26 protein-coding genes and 1 pseudogene are annotated in these 19,972 nt (G+C 34.8%); 15 read left to right on the top strand and 12 right to left on the bottom strand.

What is annotated here, in order from left to right; genetic code table 11:
- Position 1: 1 nt before the first annotated feature.
- The gene (locus tag ACUXVC_RS24985; RefSeq protein ID WP_340782371.1) at positions 2 to 1,348 is read right to left on the bottom strand and encodes a phosphoribosyltransferase family protein; all 1,347 of its coding nucleotides are present in this window, start codon (positions 1,346 to 1,348) and stop codon (positions 2 to 4) included.
- Positions 1,293 to 2,396, bottom strand: a complete 1,104-nt coding sequence (locus tag ACUXVC_RS24980; RefSeq protein WP_078401278.1) for an HpcH/HpaI aldolase/citrate lyase family protein — start codon at positions 2,394 to 2,396, stop codon at positions 1,293 to 1,295. The genes ACUXVC_RS24985 and ACUXVC_RS24980 overlap by 56 nt, the downstream gene beginning before the upstream one ends.
- Positions 2,397 to 2,558: 162 nt before the next feature.
- Between ACUXVC_RS24980 and ACUXVC_RS24975 the strand changes: the two genes are divergently transcribed.
- A complete protein-coding gene (locus tag ACUXVC_RS24975) occupies positions 2,559 to 3,038 on the top strand; it encodes a GNAT family N-acetyltransferase (RefSeq protein WP_088025373.1) in 480 nt (159 codons plus the stop codon).
- Between the two features lie 23 nt (positions 3,039 to 3,061).
- Here ACUXVC_RS24975 and ACUXVC_RS24970 read toward each other — a convergent pair whose 3' ends face one another.
- Positions 3,062 to 3,553, bottom strand: coding sequence for a phosphatidylglycerophosphatase A family protein (locus ACUXVC_RS24970; protein WP_000665102.1), 492 nt, complete (start codon positions 3,551 to 3,553; stop codon positions 3,062 to 3,064).
- A 120-nt stretch (positions 3,554 to 3,673) separates the two neighbouring features.
- On the opposite strand from ACUXVC_RS24970, the gene yutH reads away from it, so the two are divergent.
- Positions 3,674 to 4,675: a spore coat putative kinase YutH gene (gene yutH, locus ACUXVC_RS24965; protein WP_088025375.1), complete on the top strand. Its 1,002-nt coding sequence runs from the start codon at positions 3,674 to 3,676 to the stop codon at positions 4,673 to 4,675.
- 61 nt (positions 4,676 to 4,736) lie between these two features.
- On the opposite strand, the gene ACUXVC_RS24960 is transcribed toward yutH, so the two are convergent.
- A complete protein-coding gene (locus tag ACUXVC_RS24960) occupies positions 4,737 to 4,952 on the bottom strand; it encodes a hypothetical protein (RefSeq protein WP_001125507.1) in 216 nt (71 codons plus the stop codon).
- Between the two features lie 320 nt (positions 4,953 to 5,272).
- Positions 5,273 to 5,509, bottom strand: a complete 237-nt coding sequence (locus tag ACUXVC_RS24955) for a NifU family protein (protein WP_000431159.1) — start codon at positions 5,507 to 5,509, stop codon at positions 5,273 to 5,275.
- Between the two features lie 195 nt (positions 5,510 to 5,704).
- On the opposite strand from ACUXVC_RS24955, the gene ACUXVC_RS24950 reads away from it, so the two are divergent.
- The 3 genes from ACUXVC_RS24950 (at position 5,705) to ACUXVC_RS24940 (ending at position 7,652) form a co-directional block, all read left to right on the top strand.
- Positions 5,705 to 6,013, top strand: coding sequence for a YuzD family protein (locus tag ACUXVC_RS24950; RefSeq protein WP_000248588.1), 309 nt, complete (start codon positions 5,705 to 5,707; stop codon positions 6,011 to 6,013).
- A 52-nt stretch (positions 6,014 to 6,065) separates the two neighbouring features.
- A complete protein-coding gene (locus ACUXVC_RS24945; protein WP_134207568.1) occupies positions 6,066 to 6,860 on the top strand; it encodes a nucleotidyltransferase domain-containing protein in 795 nt (264 codons plus the stop codon).
- A 123-nt stretch (positions 6,861 to 6,983) separates the two neighbouring features.
- Entirely contained in the window at positions 6,984 to 7,652 is a 669-nt protein-coding gene (locus ACUXVC_RS24940; protein WP_053563437.1) for a hypothetical protein, read from the top strand.
- 75 nt (positions 7,653 to 7,727) lie between these two features.
- Here ACUXVC_RS24940 and ACUXVC_RS24935 read toward each other — a convergent pair whose 3' ends face one another.
- Complete coding sequence (locus tag ACUXVC_RS24935) at positions 7,728 to 8,366, bottom strand: DUF4304 domain-containing protein (protein WP_141241130.1); 639 nt, start codon at positions 8,364 to 8,366, stop codon at positions 7,728 to 7,730.
- Entirely contained in the window at positions 8,353 to 8,823 is a 471-nt protein-coding gene (locus tag ACUXVC_RS24930; protein ID WP_053563438.1) for an SMI1/KNR4 family protein, read from the bottom strand. Before ACUXVC_RS24930 ends, ACUXVC_RS24935 begins: the two co-directional genes overlap by 14 nt.
- Positions 8,824 to 8,912: 89 nt before the next feature.
- Here ACUXVC_RS24930 and ACUXVC_RS24925 point away from each other — a divergent pair, with 89 nt between their 5' ends.
- The 6 genes from ACUXVC_RS24925 to phnA all read left to right on the top strand — a co-directional run bounded on the left by ACUXVC_RS24925 (position 8,913) and on the right by phnA (position 13,225).
- The gene (locus ACUXVC_RS24925) at positions 8,913 to 9,167 is read left to right on the top strand and encodes a DUF7660 family protein (protein WP_000383680.1); all 255 of its coding nucleotides are present in this window, start codon (positions 8,913 to 8,915) and stop codon (positions 9,165 to 9,167) included.
- A gap of 36 nt (positions 9,168 to 9,203) precedes the next feature.
- On the top strand, positions 9,204 to 9,587 hold the full coding sequence (locus tag ACUXVC_RS24920; protein WP_078385294.1) for a hypothetical protein: 384 nt from the start codon (positions 9,204 to 9,206) through the stop codon (positions 9,585 to 9,587).
- 30 nt (positions 9,588 to 9,617) lie between these two features.
- Complete coding sequence (locus ACUXVC_RS24915; RefSeq protein ID WP_446025866.1) at positions 9,618 to 11,276, top strand: outer membrane protein assembly factor BamB family protein; 1,659 nt, start codon at positions 9,618 to 9,620, stop codon at positions 11,274 to 11,276.
- A 299-nt stretch (positions 11,277 to 11,575) separates the two neighbouring features.
- A complete protein-coding gene (locus ACUXVC_RS24910) occupies positions 11,576 to 12,373 on the top strand; it encodes a DUF2628 domain-containing protein (protein ID WP_072940842.1) in 798 nt (265 codons plus the stop codon).
- Between the two features lie 69 nt (positions 12,374 to 12,442).
- Positions 12,443 to 12,724 carry a hypothetical protein gene (locus ACUXVC_RS24905; RefSeq protein WP_065229545.1) on the top strand — a complete coding sequence of 94 codons (282 nt, stop codon included), beginning with the start codon at positions 12,443 to 12,445 and terminating at the stop codon, positions 12,722 to 12,724.
- 159 nt (positions 12,725 to 12,883) lie between these two features.
- Positions 12,884 to 13,225, top strand: coding sequence for an alkylphosphonate utilization operon protein PhnA (phnA, locus tag ACUXVC_RS24900; RefSeq protein WP_000212735.1), 342 nt, complete (start codon positions 12,884 to 12,886; stop codon positions 13,223 to 13,225).
- Positions 13,226 to 13,425: 200 nt separating this feature from the next.
- On the opposite strand, the gene ACUXVC_RS24895 is transcribed toward phnA, so the two are convergent.
- From ACUXVC_RS24895 to ACUXVC_RS24880, 4 genes are all read right to left on the bottom strand, one after another.
- Positions 13,426 to 14,223: an ABC transporter permease gene (locus ACUXVC_RS24895; protein ID WP_000679254.1), complete on the bottom strand. Its 798-nt coding sequence runs from the start codon at positions 14,221 to 14,223 to the stop codon at positions 13,426 to 13,428.
- The gene (locus ACUXVC_RS24890) at positions 14,207 to 14,866 is read right to left on the bottom strand and encodes an ABC transporter ATP-binding protein (protein WP_098976062.1); all 660 of its coding nucleotides are present in this window, start codon (positions 14,864 to 14,866) and stop codon (positions 14,207 to 14,209) included. The genes ACUXVC_RS24895 and ACUXVC_RS24890 overlap by 17 nt, the downstream gene beginning before the upstream one ends.
- Positions 14,867 to 14,920: 54 nt before the next feature.
- Positions 14,921 to 15,094 (bottom strand): aspartyl-phosphate phosphatase Spo0E family protein, encoded by a 174-nt coding sequence (locus ACUXVC_RS24885; RefSeq protein ID WP_001054090.1) that lies wholly within the window; start codon positions 15,092 to 15,094, stop codon positions 14,921 to 14,923.
- Between the two features lie 233 nt (positions 15,095 to 15,327).
- Positions 15,328 to 16,398 carry an NAD(P)/FAD-dependent oxidoreductase gene (locus ACUXVC_RS24880; protein ID WP_088115400.1) on the bottom strand — a complete coding sequence of 357 codons (1,071 nt, stop codon included), beginning with the start codon at positions 16,396 to 16,398 and terminating at the stop codon, positions 15,328 to 15,330.
- A gap of 352 nt (positions 16,399 to 16,750) precedes the next feature.
- Here ACUXVC_RS24880 and ACUXVC_RS24875 point away from each other — a divergent pair, with 352 nt between their 5' ends.
- From ACUXVC_RS24875 to ACUXVC_RS24865, 3 genes are all read left to right on the top strand, one after another.
- Complete coding sequence (locus tag ACUXVC_RS24875) at positions 16,751 to 16,990, top strand: YuzB family protein (RefSeq protein ID WP_000595026.1); 240 nt, start codon at positions 16,751 to 16,753, stop codon at positions 16,988 to 16,990.
- Between the two features lie 246 nt (positions 16,991 to 17,236).
- The gene (dapF, locus tag ACUXVC_RS24870) at positions 17,237 to 18,103 is read left to right on the top strand and encodes a diaminopimelate epimerase (RefSeq protein ID WP_098976061.1); all 867 of its coding nucleotides are present in this window, start codon (positions 17,237 to 17,239) and stop codon (positions 18,101 to 18,103) included.
- Between the two features lie 41 nt (positions 18,104 to 18,144).
- Entirely contained in the window at positions 18,145 to 18,498 is a 354-nt protein-coding gene (locus ACUXVC_RS24865) for a HesB/IscA family protein (protein ID WP_053563443.1), read from the top strand.
- Positions 18,499 to 18,603: 105 nt separating this feature from the next.
- Here ACUXVC_RS24865 and ACUXVC_RS24860 read toward each other — a convergent pair whose 3' ends face one another.
- Positions 18,604 to 19,167 carry a GNAT family N-acetyltransferase gene (locus ACUXVC_RS24860; protein ID WP_001084691.1) on the bottom strand — a complete coding sequence of 188 codons (564 nt, stop codon included), beginning with the start codon at positions 19,165 to 19,167 and terminating at the stop codon, positions 18,604 to 18,606.
- 406 nt (positions 19,168 to 19,573) lie between these two features.
- Here ACUXVC_RS24860 and ACUXVC_RS24855 point away from each other — a divergent pair.
- Positions 19,574 to 19,666: pseudogene (locus ACUXVC_RS24855) on the top strand (iron-sulfur cluster assembly accessory protein); the annotation flags it as partial.
- Positions 19,667 to 19,972: the final 306 nt, after the last annotated feature.

The following is a 19,972-nucleotide window of genomic DNA, read 5'->3' as shown; positions in this document are numbered from 1 at the left end:
ATCAACCTTCCTTTTCTATGCTATTTGAAAATGAGACGATATGAATAAAGGGAATAACTGTTTGTAACTGCTGTAGAAGAGGAAACAGGGCTTCTTCTCCTAAATTACGCTCAATAAAAACAAATACTTCATCGTAATCATGAGGTGAAATATTATAAAAGTAATTTGTAATAGTAGAATCTTCAGGACTTGGATATGAGAAATGATTATGAATGGCATAGTTCACATCATTTGAAACAGGATGGATAGGGCTTCTTGTTGTAGATTGATATAAAATATTTTCACCCATTTCAGCAGCAATTTTCATTGGGATATACATAAATTCACCCGTTCCGAGACAGAGTGTTCGTTTTCCAATTCTTTCTCTTTTTAAAGTTTTTCCCGCTTCTTTAGCGAAAGAAAGAATGGGCTTTTGTTCATATGCTGAAATGCCAAATCGCCCAGTATATTTTATATAATTTGATGTATAGGGTGATTTTGGGCAGGTAAGGGTATGCTTTTTGAAATCAGGTTTTGTTTCTTTAATTTGAATATCTGTTTTTGCAATATTTAATGGTTGGCCAGTTGTATGAATACTGCCTTCTAATAAAGAAATAACATGAATCTTAATTTGAAGTTCTTCTTCTAATTGTTTAAATTGTTTTCTATTAGTATGAGAACGCCAGTCTAATAAAGAAGCAATTATATATTCTTCTCTTGGGAATTTATTTTGAATAGATCTAATAATATTTAATGCTGTTTTTCCTGTTGTCATCTCATCATCTACGAGAACAATTGGATTGTTGTTTTGAAAAAAACTTTCATCTACATAACAACGGTGCGATGTTGCATGAGAATGTTCTTCCTCAAATGTAATGACAGATTCTAGGTGGGGTATCGATTCCCTAGTTGTATGCACATACTTTGCATTTTGAAAGCATTGAAACATAGAATGACCAAGTGCTGTCGCTGTTTCAGCGAATCCGATGAACAAAACTTCTTCTTGCAGAGGATATTGATAACGAAATACTTCCTCTGGGATTTCATGAATTTCTAATGAAATGAGATTTAAAATTTCTTTTTGAAATGGATGAGAAGTATTATGTAGCATTTCCATATATCTTGCAGCGAGAGCAAATCCACTTGATAGAGAGACTGCAGGTTTAATAGGAAGATGCTTTCCAAGGATTGTACTCACAAATAAAAAACTACGTTTCTTATTTATTCTCGCAGCCATTTGAAACAGATTGTCTAGCGCTAAATTATATGGATTATCACGTACTTCTACATGAACTTGTATATTATTTAAAACGTTATACGTGTTGCTTTGCGTTTGTAATAAGGAGATCGGTGAATTGTTTGTTTTCATGTAGCACCCCGTAAATATTAGATTTTAAAATGGTTTTGCGAGCCCAGCCATAATGAGGTTTTACTTCATTCATTTTGTTAGAAAAGCTGCTTTTTAGCACTCCATTATACGTATCTGCATTTTGTAAAATGGATCTCGCATCTAAATAATCTTCCATTGTGACAATATGCATTGCCTGTACAACTTTAATATGAGATGGGTGAATAACTGTCTTACCGATTAATCCATTTGCATGGTCGAGTGATACCTCTTGGATGAGCCCTTCTTCATAATCATTAGAAAAATATTCCCATACACATCCTGAAATAATATATTCATTTGTTGCCCTTGAGAAAACGTTAATAATGTCCGAAATACAATCACGAACAACAGTAATATGATAGATAGGTGTGTATTTATTACGCCGAATACTAAATATACTTGAAAAGTCAGTAGCACCAATACGTACATTTAAGATGTGATCACGATAGGAGTCTAGTAAATCCTTTATTTGTAATAATGATTCTATCCGTGTTTCTTTATACATAATTTCTGGTGATTCTAAAATCGGCATTCCATAAAGTGATAATGAGTATAACTCGTTTATATATGCAAGCTGATTGATATAAGCCTTTCCATTAATCGGTGTGAATTTTGGAAAGACAAAACCACATAAACAATGAACAGCACTACCTAATTCAGTAACAATTGTCTTCATTTGACTTGGCTGTCGAACTCTAATAAAAAGAAGTGGGATGTCTGCTTGATTTAGTATGTTGGCACTGACTAAGTTGGCGATTTGCTGTATTTGAACGACGATGTTTTGCTCTGCAAGTTTTACTTCTTCATCGCTGATAGCGTCCTCTAGACAAAGAATAATTGAGGTAGCATCCACATGTTTCTTTCTAATTATATCTTCCGCAATCGTTTCTTTCGTGCCAGGAGTATATAGTGTGGCGCCTAGTGCGTAAGCTAGTTGTTCTTTCCCTATATTTTTTGAAAAACTAAGAGGTTCTTTATAGAAAAAATTTTGCCGTTCTTCTAAGGAGAGGTAAGAAAAGTAATTCAAATTGTCACCACCTTATTTGTAATGATTCTGTTTAATCGTAACATAATAAGAAAAATCTTCCATAAAAATGAAGCGAGAAATTAAAAAAATATATTGAGAAAGATGAATTATAAGATGAATATCGAATATTGTTAATAGAAATATAATAGGGGGAAAGAGAAAGTGGATATACATAAGTTAACAGAGGAAGAAGCAAATGAGATAAATACGTGGACGTACGAGGAACCATATAGTTTATATAGTTTTTCAGGCGAGAAAGAAGTAATAGAAGAGCTATTAGATGGAACGTATTATGGCTGTTGTGTCGATCAAGGAGAGTTCATCGGCTATTTTTGTTTTGGAGAAAATGCACAAGTACCAGGTGGAAGAGATGCTAATTTATATGGTGGAGAAGATGTGATTGATATCGGACTTGGTATGAAGCCGGCGTTAACTGGGAAAGGAATGGGGAAAGAATTTTTCCAAGCTGGAATAGCGTTTGCCACGAAAGAGTTTAACGCAAAAATGTTTCGATTAAGCGTAGCAACATTTAATACAAGAGCGATTACGCTATATAAAAATATCGGATTTAAGCAAGGGCCTATTTTTTTGAGTCGCGGAAGAGAATTTATGCTTATGGAATACGAAAGACCGTCAGCATGAAACTGACGGTCTAGAAAACATTATTATTCCGAGTGATCAGCTCGGTGCGCTAAACGGCTTGAGGCAGCGGCAGCAATTCCGCCAACGATATCGTCAAGGAACGTGTGCACCTTTCCGGTTGATTTATCATTTAAGTATTCTAAAATACCAGGTTTTAATTTATCAATATATCCAAAGTTTGTGAAACCGATAGAGCCGTACACGTTCACGATAGAAAGTGCGATAACTTCATCAATTCCATATAAGCCTTCATCACGTTTTACAATATCTTGTAACGGTTCACTTAGCATTCCTTTTTCAGCAAGGACATCAAGTTCGATACCTGTAATCAGTGCGTTTTGTACTTCACGTTTTGATAGTACACGTTCTACATTGTAACGGCATTCTGACATCTCTAAATTTGGATGGTATTTTTTTTGAAGAAAATGAACAAGTTCAGCAATATCGTCAATTGTTACACCGCGTTCTTGTAATAGTTGTAATGCTCTTTCTTGTAGTTGATTTGATTCTTTCATGTTTATCACCTTTTTTTCTTTTTAGTATTTGTATACGTTTCGTTGCTTTATCATGTGCATAGGAATGAAAGGCGAGCACAAGCTCATATATATAAAGAAAAACCATAGGTGGCGACTGCGATGATTCAGCATATTTATGAGCATTATCACATGCATGTTAAAGAATTAATCCCCCTTGGCCCCTATAAAAGCTTTTGGATTCGCAACAAAATTTATGTACTTGTTCCAATTGGAGAAATGGAGGAAGAAGTACTTGTAGAGATGAAAAAGCTCAGTGATTATATGAACCAGCAAGGGGATATAACTGTAGCGACTTTCGTTCCGACTATACACGGCTACTATGTAAGTGAGATAGAAGAACAAAATTACTGCTTATTAAAAGGTATGCGCACGTTAGAACGACATGCTATGTCATTAGGAAGTGAACTTTCTATATTCCATAAACGAGGTGCATTCTTTCCAGAAGAAATCGAGCAATTAAGCCGCATTGGTGAATGGAAAGCGTTATGGGAAAAGAGACTCGATCAGTTAGAAAAGTTTTGGCAATCGCAAGTGATGAACCACCCTACAGACGTATTCGATCAATTGTTTATTGAATCCTTCCCGTATTACTTAGGAGTTGCAGAAAATGCCATTCAATATGTTGTTGATACAGAAATGGATGATACGCCGCAACTAACGGATGCAGCGACAATTTGCCAAGAACGATTCACACCTTTATTATGGCATCAAACGAAGCGTCTCAAACTCCCTTTTGATTGGGTGTATGATCACCCAACTCGAGATATAGCAGAATGGATTCGCTATATGATGATTGAAAAAAAGAAAGACTGGGATCAAACAATCGTTCAATTTGTTACAGATTATGAACGAAATTACTCGCTGTCCTCATTTGGTTGGCGCTTATTATTTGCAAGGCTCCTGTTCCCGCTTCACTATTTTGAAACGGTCGAACGATATTACCAAACTGGAAACGAAGAACAAAAAAGCATATATAGAGATCGCTTAGAAGCCATTTTACACGATGTGAACCGCTCAGAGCAATTTATGAAGCATTTTTATGGCTCACTTCGTTTACCAGTAGATAAGCTCGGGATTAGAAAATTAGATTGGCTATCTTAAAAATATAAAAAAGAGACCGAGTGAGGTCTCTTTTTTATATACCACAATTTTATGTAATACATTATGCCCCTACCTGCTGATCTGTACATATATTTAAAACGAATTGATGCCTTTCGAGCTTTTCATTTACTTTACCTAATAATTCTTGCTGGATTTCTTTAAATAAAAATTGATAGCTTGTATTCCATGTTGGTATAACGGATGAAAGGCCTAATAAATACTCTTTTTTCTTTTCTAGTTCTTGAATTGTTACAAAAGTGTTCCCCATTTTTGGCATGTGTCGTCCCCCTATGTTTTTTTACTGTATATGTGTGAACGATTCACTATATAGTATTAATTATCGCATTTTTTGAGAGGGATTTCCAATTTTGTTTTATGATGTTAACGGATAAATGTGATTTGAATAAAAAAAGGAGACCAAATTTGGTCTCCTTTTAGAAGGCGATTCTGAACGAGCCGCTTCTGCTTTTAGATTAATATCTAGCTCCAGCGGCTAGAACAGTCGGCCATTTCGCGCCTTCCTGTGAGGCAAAAAGCGCCTCTTCGTCAGGAGCTCCAATGACCTCCTGTTCTGAACGAGCCGCTTCCGCTTTTAGATTAAAATACTTGTTCTACTTCGATAACGCCTGGTACTTCTTCAAGTAACGCGCGCTCGATACCAGCTTTTAGTGTGATTGTAGAACTTGGGCAGCTTCCGCATGCACCCATAAGGCGTAGTTTTACGATACCTTCTTCAATGTCTACTAATTCAACGTCTCCGCCATCGCGAAGTAAGAATGGACGTAATTTATCTAATACTTCTAATACTTGTTCTTGCATATGTGGGTTTTCCATTTTTATCGACTCCTTTCATCAGTTTTATTATAATCAAGATAGAGGGGAAAATCTATTTTTTCTCTTCTTGTTTTATTGTCGAAATATTGTATCGTGTTTTTTCAGTATAGGGGTATGGAATAAGTTTGTAAAATGATGTGCTTATGTAATAAGACATCTGAATATACTGTTGGGACAAGAAGTGGGGGAGAAGAAATGGTTAATGTTCAAGTGTATGGGACGAAAGTAATTTGTGCGAGCTGCGTCGGAATGCCATCTTCAACAGAAACGTTTGAATGGTTACAAGCGGCAATTGGTCGTAAATATGAAGGACAAGAAAATAAATTTAATTTCGAGTATATTGATTTCCAAGAAGAACAAGAAGATGCAGATAAAAAAGCATTCGCAGAGCGCGTAGTGGAAGAAGATTTATTTTATCCGGTCGTTCTTGTAAATGGAGAAATTGTTGGAGAAGGAAATCCTCGTTTGAAGGATGTTTATGAAGAAATCGAGAAATATTTATAAAACAAGAAGTCTTTGCGAATTTGCAAAGGCTTTTTTTATTGGAGGGATAGATATGAAAAATGGAGTGAAGCATGCGTTACCAACGGAAGTACAACAGTTAATGGAGCGGTACACAGTAGAATTAAAAGAAATTTTTTTAGATGAAAAAATAGTAGGGGTATATATTTACGGCTCCATCGCACTTGGTGCATTTTATGCAGAAACGAGCGATGTTGATTTTGTTACAGTGATAAGTGATTTCGTGAATGAAGCTGAAAAACAGCAGCTTGTGGAACTACATAAGAAACTTAGTGATAATACGCTAGGTAAAAGAATGGACGGTATGTATATTCCGCTTGCTGACTTAGGAAAATACAATGATGAAATGAACGAGTATGTATATTGTGCAGAAGGAAAAGCGGACATTGGTTATTGGGATATTAATGCGGTCACATGGTGGACGTTGAAAAATCAAGGCATTACAGTTACCGGAAAAGAAGCAGAAGATCTTCCGCTGCAAATACAATGGAATGATGTAGTAAATACGATGAAATATAACGTAGAACAGTACTGGAGTGAAAAGGCGAAGAAGCCATATTTATTTTTTATAGAAGAGTGGGTAGAATCAGCTGTCGTTACGATGGGACGTATTTTATATACACTAGATCATAAAACAATCGTTTCAAAAGATAGAGGACTGCAATACTTGTCAGAACGTTCAGCGGAAGAATGGGAGCTCTTATTAAAAGAAGTAGCGAGAATACGGCACAATCCAAAAGAAAAGCGAATGCTCTCAAGGTGGAGAAGAGCAGATATGACGAAGAGGTACTTACTGCATTTAATTGAGACGTGTAGAGAGAAATGGTAGGGACGAAAATGGACAATACAGTGGGGGGTATTGTCTTTTTTATTTTGTAGTAGATAGAAAAGTATTTACAAGTATTGTGTAGAGGAAAGATAATAGAAAAAAATATGCGCATGGGGGAAGATGATGAGTAAATATAAATTACATATAGATAAAGAACAACTATGGAAAGGCTGCGTTTTAAATTCGATTGCCCATGCAATTAATGTAGCGCATTGTCCAGATTTCTCACATGAAAGTTCATGGGATGGATTTAACTATAGTATGCAAGATAGCCAAGGCGGACAAGGGACAATTACGTTTCATCCGAATTACACGATTGTATGTCTTCAAGATGTAAATAGCGAGAGAATTGATGAGTGGATTGATGCGAAAAATTATTTTGAAGGGGCACCTTCGGAAGTAATAGATATTGCGAAAGAAGAAGCACTTCAATACGTATTAGAAGAAGTAGAAGGCGAAACAGTTCCTTTTATTACAACTGCATTTTGGATTGAGGATAGTGGTGCGTATTCAATTGATTCATTTGAAGAGATGGAAGAGCACGGCGGATTCTTATTAGAAATTCCATTACTTGATACAGAATCAGCAATAGAAAGACTGGAAGAAGAGTATGAACTGACAGAGGAACAAATAGAGCTTTTACAACTCGTGTATAAGAAAAAAATCCAAAGTCCAAATGAGGAAATTAAGTTGTCTAAAGAAGAAATAGCAATGATTGGAACGGAAGATAGCGAAGGATTGGAAGTTAGTAAGGACTCATTTGAAGAAATGAATATTACTTGGGAGTTGTAGGGGGAGGATAAAATATTTCTGATTTAAAAAGTCACAAAAGGAATATAAAGCACTAGTAGAAAGCACAATGTGAAATTACAGTGCACTTTTTACTAGTTTTTTCATATACATATCAACCTCATGAAAGAATAGGGGCTCTTTTTCCTCGGTATTCAGATGCACGGCGCAATGTAAATATTGCTGTAAGTAGCGAGTAGCTTGTTCGTACTGTTTTAATTTGTAGAAAGAAAAACAAGTAAGAAGTAGAAACGCTTTTTCTTCTAATGTTGGAACGACAGCTAGTACGGGAGTAATGGAATGCATATTTGTTTCCACTAAATTTTCATAAGATGCCCACGTTTGAAACCAGTCGAAAACAGTAGAAAGGTAACCCGGAATAGCGATAGTTTCATGTGAAACATTATGCAATAGCTGGTTCTGTTTGATATGTATAGGCTCTATTCTCGTTTGTAGAATGCAATCGAATATTGAAATGTTTTCTTTTATTTGTAATTGGTTCGTAATAAGCTGCGGGAGACCGATAGGGTGGACTCCTATATTTATATAAAAGTCATCTCCAAACTGGCTTTTTTGTATGTTAATGAGCTTATAAAATCCGTTTTCAGCTTTGAAAAATGTATGTCTTTTTTTCTTAAAGCCGAGTGGTTTTAAAGTGGCGTGTAAATTTGTAATAAAATCTTGCTCCTTTTTAGAGCCAGGCTTACTCTTCGTCATATTCATACGTAGTTAAGTTTTGTAAGAAACTTTCAAAGTTAGGTGCTAATTCAATAATTTCCTCAAACTCATTATCGATAAATATAACTGGAGGATTTTCAGCTACATTTCGATAGTCTAATGCAATCCATGTATGTCCATCACCAGATAAAAGTACGATATTCTCAGGCATTTCCCATTCTCGAATTAAATAGCAGCTCTCTAAAATACTAGATTCATTTTCATCAAAAGAAATACCATATAAACCAGATACATTAACGTGATCGTCTGCCCAAGAATTTGGCTTTGAAGTAGGGTGAACATCGAGACGAAGAGTTCCCCCATTTTGTTCTTTTAGAAGGGTTATATATGATTCTGGAAGCTTTACGTTCAGTACTTCTTCTGCTTTTTTGATTAGTTCATCGTTAATGGGTGCTAGTTTTAAATAGTCATCGTCTGCCCAAATTGTACTCTTCATATTCGGTCACCTCAAATAATAGTTTTAAGAATCTTATGTCATATATTATAGTTAGTTTAGATAACACGCAATAGAGGGAGGGACGGAGTATGGATGTGTATGAATACCTCGATCACGTAAATTCTAAAGAAGATTTATTAAAATTTCTTGTATACCTCCAAAAGGATTTTAAAGTGAATAAAGATGAATGGGAGAATGTAGAGGTAGAGACTTATTTAGAGGCATTAAATAGTTGGTTAGGTTCTTGTGAATCGGTTTATATAAATCAAGGAGAGAAGTTTCCAGAAAATATTTCATGGAAGTTTATTGCTCAAATGTTACTTGCGGCAGCTCATTATGAATAAAATTAGATTTTTAAAAGATAGAATGGAGAGGATATCATGATTAACCATAATAAAATTAAACAACTTTTAACACATATAGATCGTGCTGAGGATAATGAAATTGAGCTAGAGTATGAATCTGAACCTATGACGATAGAATTGTTTAATAGTGAAGAAATAGAAGAAGGGCAACTTGGTTATAGTTTTGATGAAGAAGGACAAAGCTTAGTCGGGAATGAAGAAGGAGATTGGAAAGAAGGATGGATTGTAATAGGGATAGATTCATATCTTGGAGACCCGATTTTTGTAGATAGTAATGATGAGAATTGTCCAGTTTATACAGCTATGCACGGTGAGGGAGAATGGGAGCTGGAATGTATAGCGGAACGTATAGAAGATATTATTGAGAAAGTGAAGGGGAATGTGGGGGAAATAAAATAGTATTTCAATGTGATTAAGAGGGAGGAAATAATGAAAAAGTTTCAAATCGAACTAAATAAACTGCCGACAGAAAATGCTGGAGAAATAGTACTTAGTATAGATGAGAGAATTGTGTTTGAAGAAAAAACAGACATAATAGGACCGATTTGTCAGTTGTTTGATGCTTGTATCGAGGTTTTTAAATATGATGACGCTACAATTTTCTTAAATGAATATGAAAAAAAGATGGAATTTAAGAAGAAAGATGGGGAGTTTCTCATTATTAATCAGAGAGGCAAGAAGTTAGCTAGTGTTGATAGCGAGCAATTTTTACGAGTACTCTTTTCGTTTCTTAAAAAGGAGATAGGGCAGATTTACATGAGTGGAGTTGATTCTTTTCGAATCAAAGATGCTTACCATAGAATGTTAGAAATTGATCCATTTGTTCCTAAACTTATAAATGGAAATGACGAAATTATGTATCGAACTTATCATTCTACAAGTGACAAGTATGAATTAAAATGGAAGTATTTAAAAGGGAGAGAGGTTGAACCGATATTTACTCCGGTACTATCTCATGATAAGAAGAGTATCTTTTATGTAGAGGAAAATAACCATAGAATTCGTAAACTCGATAGTGAAACGAAAGAAGAGATTTGGCAGTGCCGTATTCCAATAGTAGAAGATTGTAATTGCGTTACTGTGAATGGTGTCGTAATTATTTGGCATGCAAATAGATTTGGAGAAAGTATTGCGAAATTGTATGCTATTTCATCAAGTTGTGGACAGCTTCTATGGGATTTAGAAATAGAAGGGCATATTATACAAGATGTAAAAACTACGGGAGAAGAGTTACCACGTTTACTAGTTATTACACAAGAAGGCTACAATGTTTTATTAGAGCTTGAAAGTGGAGTAAAAGTATGGGAAAAGAATGTTCGAGTCGGAGGAGAAAAATTGCAGTGCCATCTTGGCCCAGATTACTATGTATTAGCAGGGAATCCTTTTGATGAAGATGGGGAAGTTGATGCATATAGTAATGTTGCAATTTCCATTCAATTATTAGATGCTTCTACACGATGGAAACAAATGATGGAAGATTGTAATCCAAATGAACCAGTTACTTTAACTAATGAACATTTTATATGTGTAGCAATAGATTCATTACAAAAGTGGGAATATGGAAAAGAAGGCTGTAACTTAATTTTTGAAAAAGCTTTTGATGAGGTATGGTACTCTTGCATTGAATCAAAGGAAGCGAAAATACTATTAACAAGAACTGAGTATGGATATGAAGGGGTAAGTAGACAAATACAATGTTATGACCATAAGAGCGGTCAAAAGTTATATGAAGTAAATATGTCTTTTGAAATTGAATTGCCTCCATTTCTTATCGGAGAGATGATGGTATTGTCCTTAGGAGAAGGCAGAATTTGTGGTATTAATATTCAAACAGGTAAAGTGCTTTGGAATAATACTACTCTACATGATATTACAGAGGTTCTGTTATATAAAGATGGAGAAATTTACATTGCAACTTCAAATTTAGAATTGATAATACTTGATGCTGAATGTGGCGAAGTAAAAAATATAATTAAACTTCCTAAAAATGTTGTTGTAATAGATTTTATTGTATCAATTGAGGAAGTTAATAATGGACTATTCATTAGTTGTGTAAGTGGAAATATGTTTGAAATAGTAGAAGGCTAATTTGTGAGTTTTCTTAAGTCGAGATGTTTGTTTTAAAGTAGTAGTATATATTCACTAAAAAAGATGTATAAAAATGATTTTGATGCATCCTTTTTAGTGAATATATAAAATAATTAACTTAGTGTATTAAAGATATGATACATGATTATTTTAATATAATTAAAAGTAAAATGAAATAAGAAACGGATAATTGTCGGAATATATTCGATTTCCGTTCATTTTTATGAAATATGTGTACTTTTTGTTAAATTCCTTCATTTTGTCCATATACAATAAATGTATATAGAAATAAGAAAAGGATGATGTACGTGAAGGACACTGTTTTACAAGAAACGATTTCTCCACAAGAATTACATAAAGTTGTTCAAAAGAATACAGCTTATTATGATTTTAAGTGGGGTAAAGTAGAAAACCCTGCGCAAGGGAATACATGGAATTGGGTAGCCTTTTTCTTCCCAACCTTTTGGTTAGCTTATCGCAAAATGTATAAGTTATTTATTATATTTGCGTTATTGGCTATACCTAGTATAGTTATAACCCCTTTTATAGATATTCCAGAGGGGATTTATGTAACATTTAGTTTAGCTCTTCAATTAGGAATGATGATATTTACTGGATGGCAAGGAAACCGTTTATATTATAAGCAGGCTGTTCGTGTTTTTCGTAAGGGAGAAGATGCGTCTGATCATGAGAAGGCGTATTTCTTACAATCTAAGGGTGGCGCTAGTGTAGCTGGTATGATTGGTTTACAAGTTATAGTCGGGATTGTGTTTGGCGGAGCTATGCTCGGACTTTCTCTTTTACCAACTGAGCCGAATATTAAAAACGTTGTTCGTTCAACTGGTGAAGGGGTTACTTTAGAGATTATGACTGATAATCCAACCTGGAAGTTTGTGAAGAAAGAAAAAGATTATGATGTAGTAGAGTTTACTGGTTATGATTATACAGAGAAGAAAAACGTGAAAATTAAATTTGCTGTTTATTTCGATGAAGATTATTTCGAGTGGCAAGAGGTATATGAAAATAATAAGAAATTAAGTGAAGAAGAAGTAGAAGAATATCAAATTTATATTGAAGAAAATAATTGGGGTTTCTAGAGGGAACTCGTTCATTTTGAAAAGAAGAATCTTGTGAAGGTTCTTCTTTTATTTATTAGGGGGAGAGAAATAATTTCAGCATTAATAGAAGCTCTAATAGGATCTATTAGTTTAAGTACGGGTTTACACACGAAAAAGATTGATGCTAACATACTTTACTTGCAGCAGTATGAATGGTTTCGAATGATATATGAAGACGAAAAGTATCGAAAGTTATTTATTACGAACTACAAAGTTCGCTCATATTTACAAAGTAAGTTAAGAGTTCGATTGCTCGTAAAAAATAAAAATGCACAACGAAGATTTTTAAAATTAGTAGAAGAACAAATAGAAAAAAGGCATACGAATTGAAATTTTGTAAAATACAATAAAAAATGAGAATTTGAGGTAGGCTTGTCAATAACGTGAGACTATGGCACTATAAAGAAATGCTATACAAATTTTATTTATCGAGATGTAAACATCAATTTTGATTTTTACGTATAAATAATGAACGGAGGAAATGTATTTATGGCTACTTTACCAAATTGTCCAAAATGTAATTCAGAATATACGTATGAGGATGGCGTTCTTTTCGTATGTCCAGAATGTGCTCATGAGTGGGGCCAAGACGCAGAAGCTGAAAATAATGATGGTGCAAAAGTTGTAAAAGATGCGAACGGAAACGTTCTTCAAGATGGCGATGCAGTTACTGTTATTAAAGACTTAAAAGTAAAAGGAACTTCTTCAGTTGTGAAGATCGGTACGAAAGTAAAAAGTATCCGTCTAGTTGATGGCGATCACGATATCGATTGCAAAATCGACGGTTTCGGAGCTATGAAGTTAAAATCACAGTTCGTTAAGAAGGCGTAAGACAATAAAAAGAGGAGGCGAATAGCCTCCTCTTTTTATTATGTCACTTTTTGTCGGTAAATCGATATTTCGTACAAAATCGTTGATATATTCTGAGTTATGATAGATATATTTGAAAAATCGTTGATATATTGCAAGTTATGATAGATATATTGAAAAAATCGTTAATATAATTTCATTCATCGTGAACTACGCACGATTCACCGTGCACCATAGTCAATTTCTTTCAACTGACATCGCTTATTAAAGAACGTTTTATATCCAAGCTGTAAAAAGATAATGACAGCAAAGGCAGTACTTCCTGAAATACCGAGTATGATAGCGATTTGATATTGAATGGCTGTGAATGGTGATACACCGGATAATATTTGACCAGTCATCATGCCTGGTAAGCTTATAATCCCCATTCCGACCATAGAATTAATTGTTGGTAAAATAGCAGAATCAAAAGCGTCTCGAATGAGCGGAGCAGCAGCTTCTTTCGGTGTTGCTCCGAGCATAAGTGCACCTTCAATTTGACCTCTTTGCGACTTCATATTGTTTAAGAACGTATTTGCGCCGAGAGAAACACCAGTCATGGCATTCCCAACTAACATTCCTGTAATAGGGACGATATATTGCGGAGCATACCAAGGGTCATGACCGATAATAACGAAGATAAATAGTAGAAGTGGCCCAATTGATCCGGCGACCATGGAAAGGGCGGCTACTCGTTTTAATTCTTTAGACATCGGGATGTTAACTCGTTTATAAATATTAAAAATTGCAAAGGTAGTAATAGAAGTAATGAGAGCAATTGTATAAAATGGATTACTGTTTTCAAATACGTATGTAAGGACATATGCAACAAGTACGAGCTGAATGGTCATACGGAATGTTGCGAGCGCGATTTGTTTTTCGCGAGGTATTCCTTTTAATTTTACAAGTCCAATTAAAATAAGAATAAAAATATAGGCAGCTGCAAGTTGCCAAATTTGGAGTTCAATAACGCCCTTCAACAGAGAGCACTTCCTTTCTAGTTGCACCGTTTGCTTTACTAATCTCAATAATGTCGTCTGCAATTTCTTCTGGAAGTTGTTGTGAGTGTGTGATGAAGATAATTGTTTTTTTCTTTTTTCGTGCTAGTTCAGTAAATTGTTTCATAACGCGGCGTTCTGTATCACTGTCTAATGCTGAAGTTGGTTCATCTAATAAATAGACAGGCGGATCCATAAGTACGATACGTGCAAAGGCAAGTCTTTGTTTTTCACCGCCGGATAATGAGGAGGCGCTATCTTCTAATTGCTTGTCTAAGCTAACGGTTTGTAGTGCGCTTCGCAGGGCATCATCATTTGGAAATGGTTTTTCAGAAAGACGAAGTCCCATTAATAGATTTTCTTTAACGGTTCCATCAAAAAGAGGTGGAGTTTGCCCAAGCATAACTACGTCACGACGTAATTGAATAGGCGGATAATTAGAAATTAACTTTCCGTTATATTCAATTGTGCCGGATGTTGGAGATTGTAAATCGTTTAACATGCGAAGCAATGTGCTTTTTCCGCTTCCGCTTTCACCGATAATGCAAGTGATCTTTTCTTTTTGAATCTGTAAATAAGGAATGTGTAGTATATCTTTATATATAACGTCTTTTAATATAAACATAAATCGCTCCTTTCTGATTCTAGTTATATCGTATCAAAAAAGAGGGGGAAATGGTTATAACGAACAACGTTTTTTCTGCGTCTTGAGTTTTATTAATAAGTTAAGTAAACGATCTAATTCTTGGCTGAAAGAAATCACTTTATCATGAGTGAATCCGTATCGTTCAACGAGATAGATTAACTCTTTCTTTTTCGCTTCTATTCGATTGTTTAGTTTCGATAAGTTCATAAGTGGAATGTAATGCCTCCTACAAAAGTATTTATAACATAAAAAATAAGACCGAATGAATTCGGTCTTCAAGGAAATAATAAAACAACTTACAAATAGCATACACTGTTTATCAATAGTTTTTAATATAAAAATGAAAAATAAATCATTATACATATTGAGAAAGATGTGTCTGATAATTTTTAAAAACTGATGCAAAGAAGCTGCCTACATAGTAGACAGCCTGTAAAGTATTAACCTTTATGATATTTGTACATCCAAAGAAGGCCGGATTTTAATAATCTTGGTACACGTCCCATTAACGGTTGATTTGCGAGTAAACCGAATCCATGCTTCTTACCAAGAGATCCTAGAACACCTTTTAATTTAATAACAGGTAGTTCATCAGGGAGTGGTTCATTATTCCAACGTTTTAATAATATTTGGACAATTTGTTCTCCTTGACCTTCAGCAAGTTGGGCAGATGGTGCATGTGGAAGTGCTGCGCAATCTCCTACAACGTAAACGTGCTCGTTGTTTGGAATATTGTGATATTTCGTTAAGACAACCCGTCCGCTACCATCTTGTTCAACTGGAAGGTTTCGAACAACTTCATTTGCTTGAATACCAGCTGTCCAGACAATTGCATCACATTCAAGTGGTTCATCGTGATTATACACAATATTTGATTCCACTTTTGTAATGTTAGAGTTTCTTATAATATTAACTTTATGTTTTACGAACCATTCTTCTACGTATCTACTTAATTTCTCTGGATACGGGAATAAAATTCTATCTTTTCGATCAAATAAATAGATTTTTAAATCAGAACGGCTTTCGCGAAGTTCACTTGCAACTTCCACACCACTTAAGCCAGCACCAACGACAGCTACTGTTGCATTTGGTTCTAGACTATTTAATTGTTCATATGTTTTACGTGTTTGTTCAATTGATTGTAGACTATGTGTATATTCCTTCGCCCCAGGAACGTTATGATATTTATCTTCACAGCCAAGTCCGATAATTAAATCATCATATTGGATTGCTTCGCCGCCATCGAGATGAACCGCTTTTTCTTCGAGGTCAATATTTGTTATTGTGCCGTATTGAATATTGAGGCGTGGGTGCTCAGGAAACGGTATACGAATATGCGTTTCTGAAATAGTACCCGCAACTAATGCATAATATTCAGTTTTGAAGCAATGATATGGTACTTTGTCGATTAATGTCACTTGTACATCATCTGGAAGTTGGTTGCTTGGAAGTAGCCTTTGTAGAATTCTCATTCCACCGTAGCCGCCACCTAGTATTACGAGGTGTTTCATGATGGATTACCCCTTTTCTGTTGAAATATCCCCTAATCATAAAATTTTATATTAATAAAATATTTTGACTTTACTCAATCAAATTATATCGAATTTGTGAACAAATAACAATGCATGAATGAATACTCTGTTGTACAATAAGAAGAAAAGTAAAGTAAACTGTTTTGCCTTTTTAGTTACTATTTCATTGCAAGTAGCATGTTATATAAAATAAAATCATCTACTTTGAAGTGAAATAGTGAAGTAACTAAATAGTTTAGGATGTATAACGAAAACAACAAGAGACAGCTTAGTTTTCTTCTTATAGATGAAGTCAGAAGGTAATTTGTTTTGTAGTACAGGGGGGAGAATTTTGATTAAACCATTAATTGAATTTTGTGTAGGTAACCTTGCAAGTGGTTCACAAGCAGCTCTAGAAAAGTTAGAAAAAGATCCAAATTTAGATGTAATGGAGTATGGTTGTTTAGGATATTGTGGTATTTGTTTTGAAGGACCGTTTGCACTTGTAAATGGTGAAGTTGTACAAGGTGCAACAGTAGAAGAGCTTGTTAATAATGTATATGAGTATTTGGATGAAAATCCAATGTTTTAAGGTGTTGCGAATGAGCAACGCCTTTTTCATTTTATTTTAGATAAAACGTTATTTTGGAGGGTAGTTTAATACTATAGATAAATAAAAAAAGGCCCTTTTTAGAAGGGCTTTTTTCTTACACAATGTGTGTAAGAGTGGCTCATCGCCAAACGTTGTCAAATATGAGAAACGGGGGACATTCATATTGTTTTCTAAAAGCATGCATTCTATACTTAAAATAACAAATTATTTTTGGAGTGAATAAAAATGAGCCAATTTTCTTTTACAAAAATGCATGGTCTTGGCAATAGTTATATATATGTAAATATGTTTGAAGAGCAAATTCCTGAAGAAGATTTAGCTCTTGTGGCGGAAAAGGTTTCAAATATTAATACTGGTATTGGAGCAGACGGAATGATTTTAATTTGTCCGTCTGATGTAGCTCCGGTGAAAATGCGTATGTTTAATAATGATGGATCAGAAGGAAAGAGCTGTGGTAATGGTTTGCGCTGCGTAGCGAAATATGCGTATGAGCATAAACTAGTAGAGGAAACAGTTTTCACAATTGAAACGTTAGCTGGCATTGTAACGGCTGAAGTAACAGTAGAAGATGGTTTCGTGACATTAGCGAAAATCGATATGGGAGCACCGCGTCTAACACGTGCAGAAATACCGATGCTCGGTGAAGGTGAAACACCATTTATTCGTGAAAACTTCTTATATAATAATCATCGTTATGCATTTACGGCTGTTTCAATGGGGAACCCGCACGCGGTTATTTTTGTTGAGGATGTAGAGAAGGCACCTCTTACAACACTTGGTCCAGTTCTTGAGACACATGAAATGTTCCCAGAGCGAGTGAATGTTGAATTTATCGAGATTTTAAACGATGAAGAAATGAATTTCCGCGTTTGGGAACGTGGTTCAGGTGTAACGCAAGCTTGCGGAACAGGGGCATGCGCTGCCGTTGTAGCTGCTATTTTGAATGGGAAGATGGAACGTGGTAAAGAAATTACAGTCCATTTAGCTGGCGGCGATTTAATGATTGCGTGGACAAAAGAAGGAAACGTGTTAATGAAAGGACCTGCGGAAGTAATTTGCCGCGGAGTGTATGAGTACAAGATAGAAGCGTAAAGATGTATAATAGAGTGAGAACAGAAAGGATGGTGTATTTCATGATTGAAGTAACAGAACAAGCAGCTTTTCAAATTAAAGATATGTTAAAAGATGCTGAAGATGGAGAGAAGTACGTGCGCCTTGCTGTACATGGCGGCGGATGTACTGGCCTTTCTTACGGCTTAGGATTTGAAGTAGAACCAAAAGAAGACGACACAGTTCTTGAGTTTTTCGGTGTTGAATTTGTTATCGATACAGAAAGTGCTCCAATTGTTAAAGGAGTAAAAATTGATTATAAACAATCTATGCTTGGTGGCGGATTCACAATCGACAATCCAAACGCAATCGCATCATGCGGATGTGGATCATCTTTCCGTACAGCGACGAATGCTGGTACGCCAGAAGAGTGCTAAGGTTTTAGCCGAAATAGAAAAAGACCTTTTTAGCGATGGAATAAAATCGTTAAGGAGGTCTTTTCTTTTGCCGTAAAAGCCCGATTACCAAGGTTAATCAATATTTCACTTTATTTTTGCATAGATGCAAGTATCAGTTAGTTGTTTGCCGTCAGCTGAAAAATCTTCATTACGTAATATCCCTTCAAGTTCAAAGCCTAGTTTTTCAGGGAGTGCACGACTTTTCGTGTTATTACATTCACATCGTATTTCAATCCTTCTAAATTTGAATAACTGAAATCCAAGGTTTGTTAACGCACTTACTGTTTCTGTCATATATCCACTGCCACTAAATTGCGTGTTAATCCAGTATCCAATTTCACATTTAGAAACCTTCCAATCAATTCGATGAAGGCTAGCTGTTCCAACAAAATCATTCGTCTCTTTATGATAGATAAGATAGCGAAAGCTTTCTCTTTTCAAAAAATCTATATGTGCATTTCTCAGAAGAATTTCCGTTTCTTCAACAGTAGGAATGGACTGAAATAAAGACAACCATTGCTTTAATTCATTAATGGAATCTTTAATAGCTTGTTGTACTATATCCCCTTCACCAGCTTGAAGTGGTGCTCGAAGAATGAGTCTGTCTGTTTCTATTTGTAACGGAACATCTAATAAAATAGAGTTCATATCATTTCTCCTCTCGAAAACTTTAAATTAGGACAGAATGAAACTTATATCATAAAAAAACTTTCACCCAAAAGAAATAATTCTGGAGGACGAGAGTTGCAATTTATAATAAATGAATTGAAAAATACTTTATCTCACTAATAGAAAATCACGTCACAGCATCACCATTAGTTATTATAGAACTGTGCGAAGTACAGGAATATAGTAAAGCTTATCTCCCATAAAGGAACCTCTCAAAAACGCGTAAACAATAAATATATATTCAATTCATCATTTAGAAATCCCTTTTCACATATTGAAAACTAAACTATCATTTGGTACAGCAACATTAGGTTGTTAAACTAATGAATAGGTTAATTGAATAAGAAATTATTATTTTTTAACCTGCTTTAAATTGAACGCATAATTCACGATTGATTATCTAAACGCAATCGCATCATGCAGATTTGGATCATTTTTCCGTACAGCGACGAATGCTGGTAAGCCAGAAGAATGCTAAGTCTTTAGCGATAGAATAAAATCGTTAGAAAGGTCTTTTCTTTTGGCGTTAAAACAGAAAATGCATGCAAAGTGACTTTTAAATTAAATTTTAATGTTATTATATATGGAATATATGATGAAAATTGTTCATTCAAGTTTCATATTGTTCGTTTCGGAAAATATTATGCAACAGAAATGTAAATGAATAGAAGAAATATACTATTTATTAGTTATATTTAATGTTAATATTTGTAACGAAGATGATTGGTGAGGGCTGATTAAAGTTTCACTGTATATAAAAAAGGTGCATGAGAGAGAAGGCTAT

The sequence above is a fragment of the Bacillus sp. N6 genome (genome assembly GCF_052805735.1).
This window is presented reverse-complemented; position numbering and strand designations above follow the sequence as displayed.

Coding starts and splice junctions, on each gene's coding strand:
- yutH (WP_088025375.1), top strand. CDS start 3,674: ATGATTCAGCATATTTATGAGCATTATCACATGCATGTTAAAGAATTA.
- ACUXVC_RS24885 (WP_001054090.1), bottom strand. CDS start 15,094: ATGAACTTATCGAAACTAAACAATCGAATAGAAGCGAAAAAGAAAGAG.
- ACUXVC_RS24930 (WP_053563438.1), bottom strand. CDS start 8,823: ATGAAGAGTACAATTTGGGCAGACGATGACTATTTAAAACTAGCACCC.
- phnA (WP_000212735.1), top strand. CDS start 12,884: ATGGCTACTTTACCAAATTGTCCAAAATGTAATTCAGAATATACGTAT.
- ACUXVC_RS24955 (WP_000431159.1), bottom strand. CDS start 5,509: ATGGAAAACCCACATATGCAAGAACAAGTATTAGAAGTATTAGATAAA.
- dapF (WP_098976061.1), top strand. CDS start 17,237: ATGAGCCAATTTTCTTTTACAAAAATGCATGGTCTTGGCAATAGTTAT.
- ACUXVC_RS24860 (WP_001084691.1), bottom strand. CDS start 19,167: ATGAACTCTATTTTATTAGATGTTCCGTTACAAATAGAAACAGACAGA.
- ACUXVC_RS24920 (WP_078385294.1), top strand. CDS start 9,204: ATGATTAACCATAATAAAATTAAACAACTTTTAACACATATAGATCGT.
- ACUXVC_RS24945 (WP_134207568.1), top strand. CDS start 6,066: ATGAAAAATGGAGTGAAGCATGCGTTACCAACGGAAGTACAACAGTTA.
- ACUXVC_RS24890 (WP_098976062.1), bottom strand. CDS start 14,866: ATGTTTATATTAAAAGACGTTATATATAAAGATATACTACACATTCCT.
- ACUXVC_RS24865 (WP_053563443.1), top strand. CDS start 18,145: ATGATTGAAGTAACAGAACAAGCAGCTTTTCAAATTAAAGATATGTTA.
- ACUXVC_RS24915 (WP_446025866.1), top strand. CDS start 9,618: ATGAAAAAGTTTCAAATCGAACTAAATAAACTGCCGACAGAAAATGCT.
- ACUXVC_RS24940 (WP_053563437.1), top strand. CDS start 6,984: ATGAGTAAATATAAATTACATATAGATAAAGAACAACTATGGAAAGGC.
- ACUXVC_RS24935 (WP_141241130.1), bottom strand. CDS start 8,366: ATGACGAAGAGTAAGCCTGGCTCTAAAAAGGAGCAAGATTTTATTACA.
- ACUXVC_RS24925 (WP_000383680.1), top strand. CDS start 8,913: ATGGATGTGTATGAATACCTCGATCACGTAAATTCTAAAGAAGATTTA.
- ACUXVC_RS24880 (WP_088115400.1), bottom strand. CDS start 16,398: ATGAAACACCTCGTAATACTAGGTGGCGGCTACGGTGGAATGAGAATT.
- ACUXVC_RS24960 (WP_001125507.1), bottom strand. CDS start 4,952: ATGCCAAAAATGGGGAACACTTTTGTAACAATTCAAGAACTAGAAAAG.
- ACUXVC_RS24985 (WP_340782371.1), bottom strand. CDS start 1,348: ATGAAAACAAACAATTCACCGATCTCCTTATTACAAACGCAAAGCAAC.
- ACUXVC_RS24910 (WP_072940842.1), top strand. CDS start 11,576: ATGATGTACGTGAAGGACACTGTTTTACAAGAAACGATTTCTCCACAA.
- ACUXVC_RS24970 (WP_000665102.1), bottom strand. CDS start 3,553: ATGAAAGAATCAAATCAACTACAAGAAAGAGCATTACAACTATTACAA.
- ACUXVC_RS24950 (WP_000248588.1), top strand. CDS start 5,705: ATGGTTAATGTTCAAGTGTATGGGACGAAAGTAATTTGTGCGAGCTGC.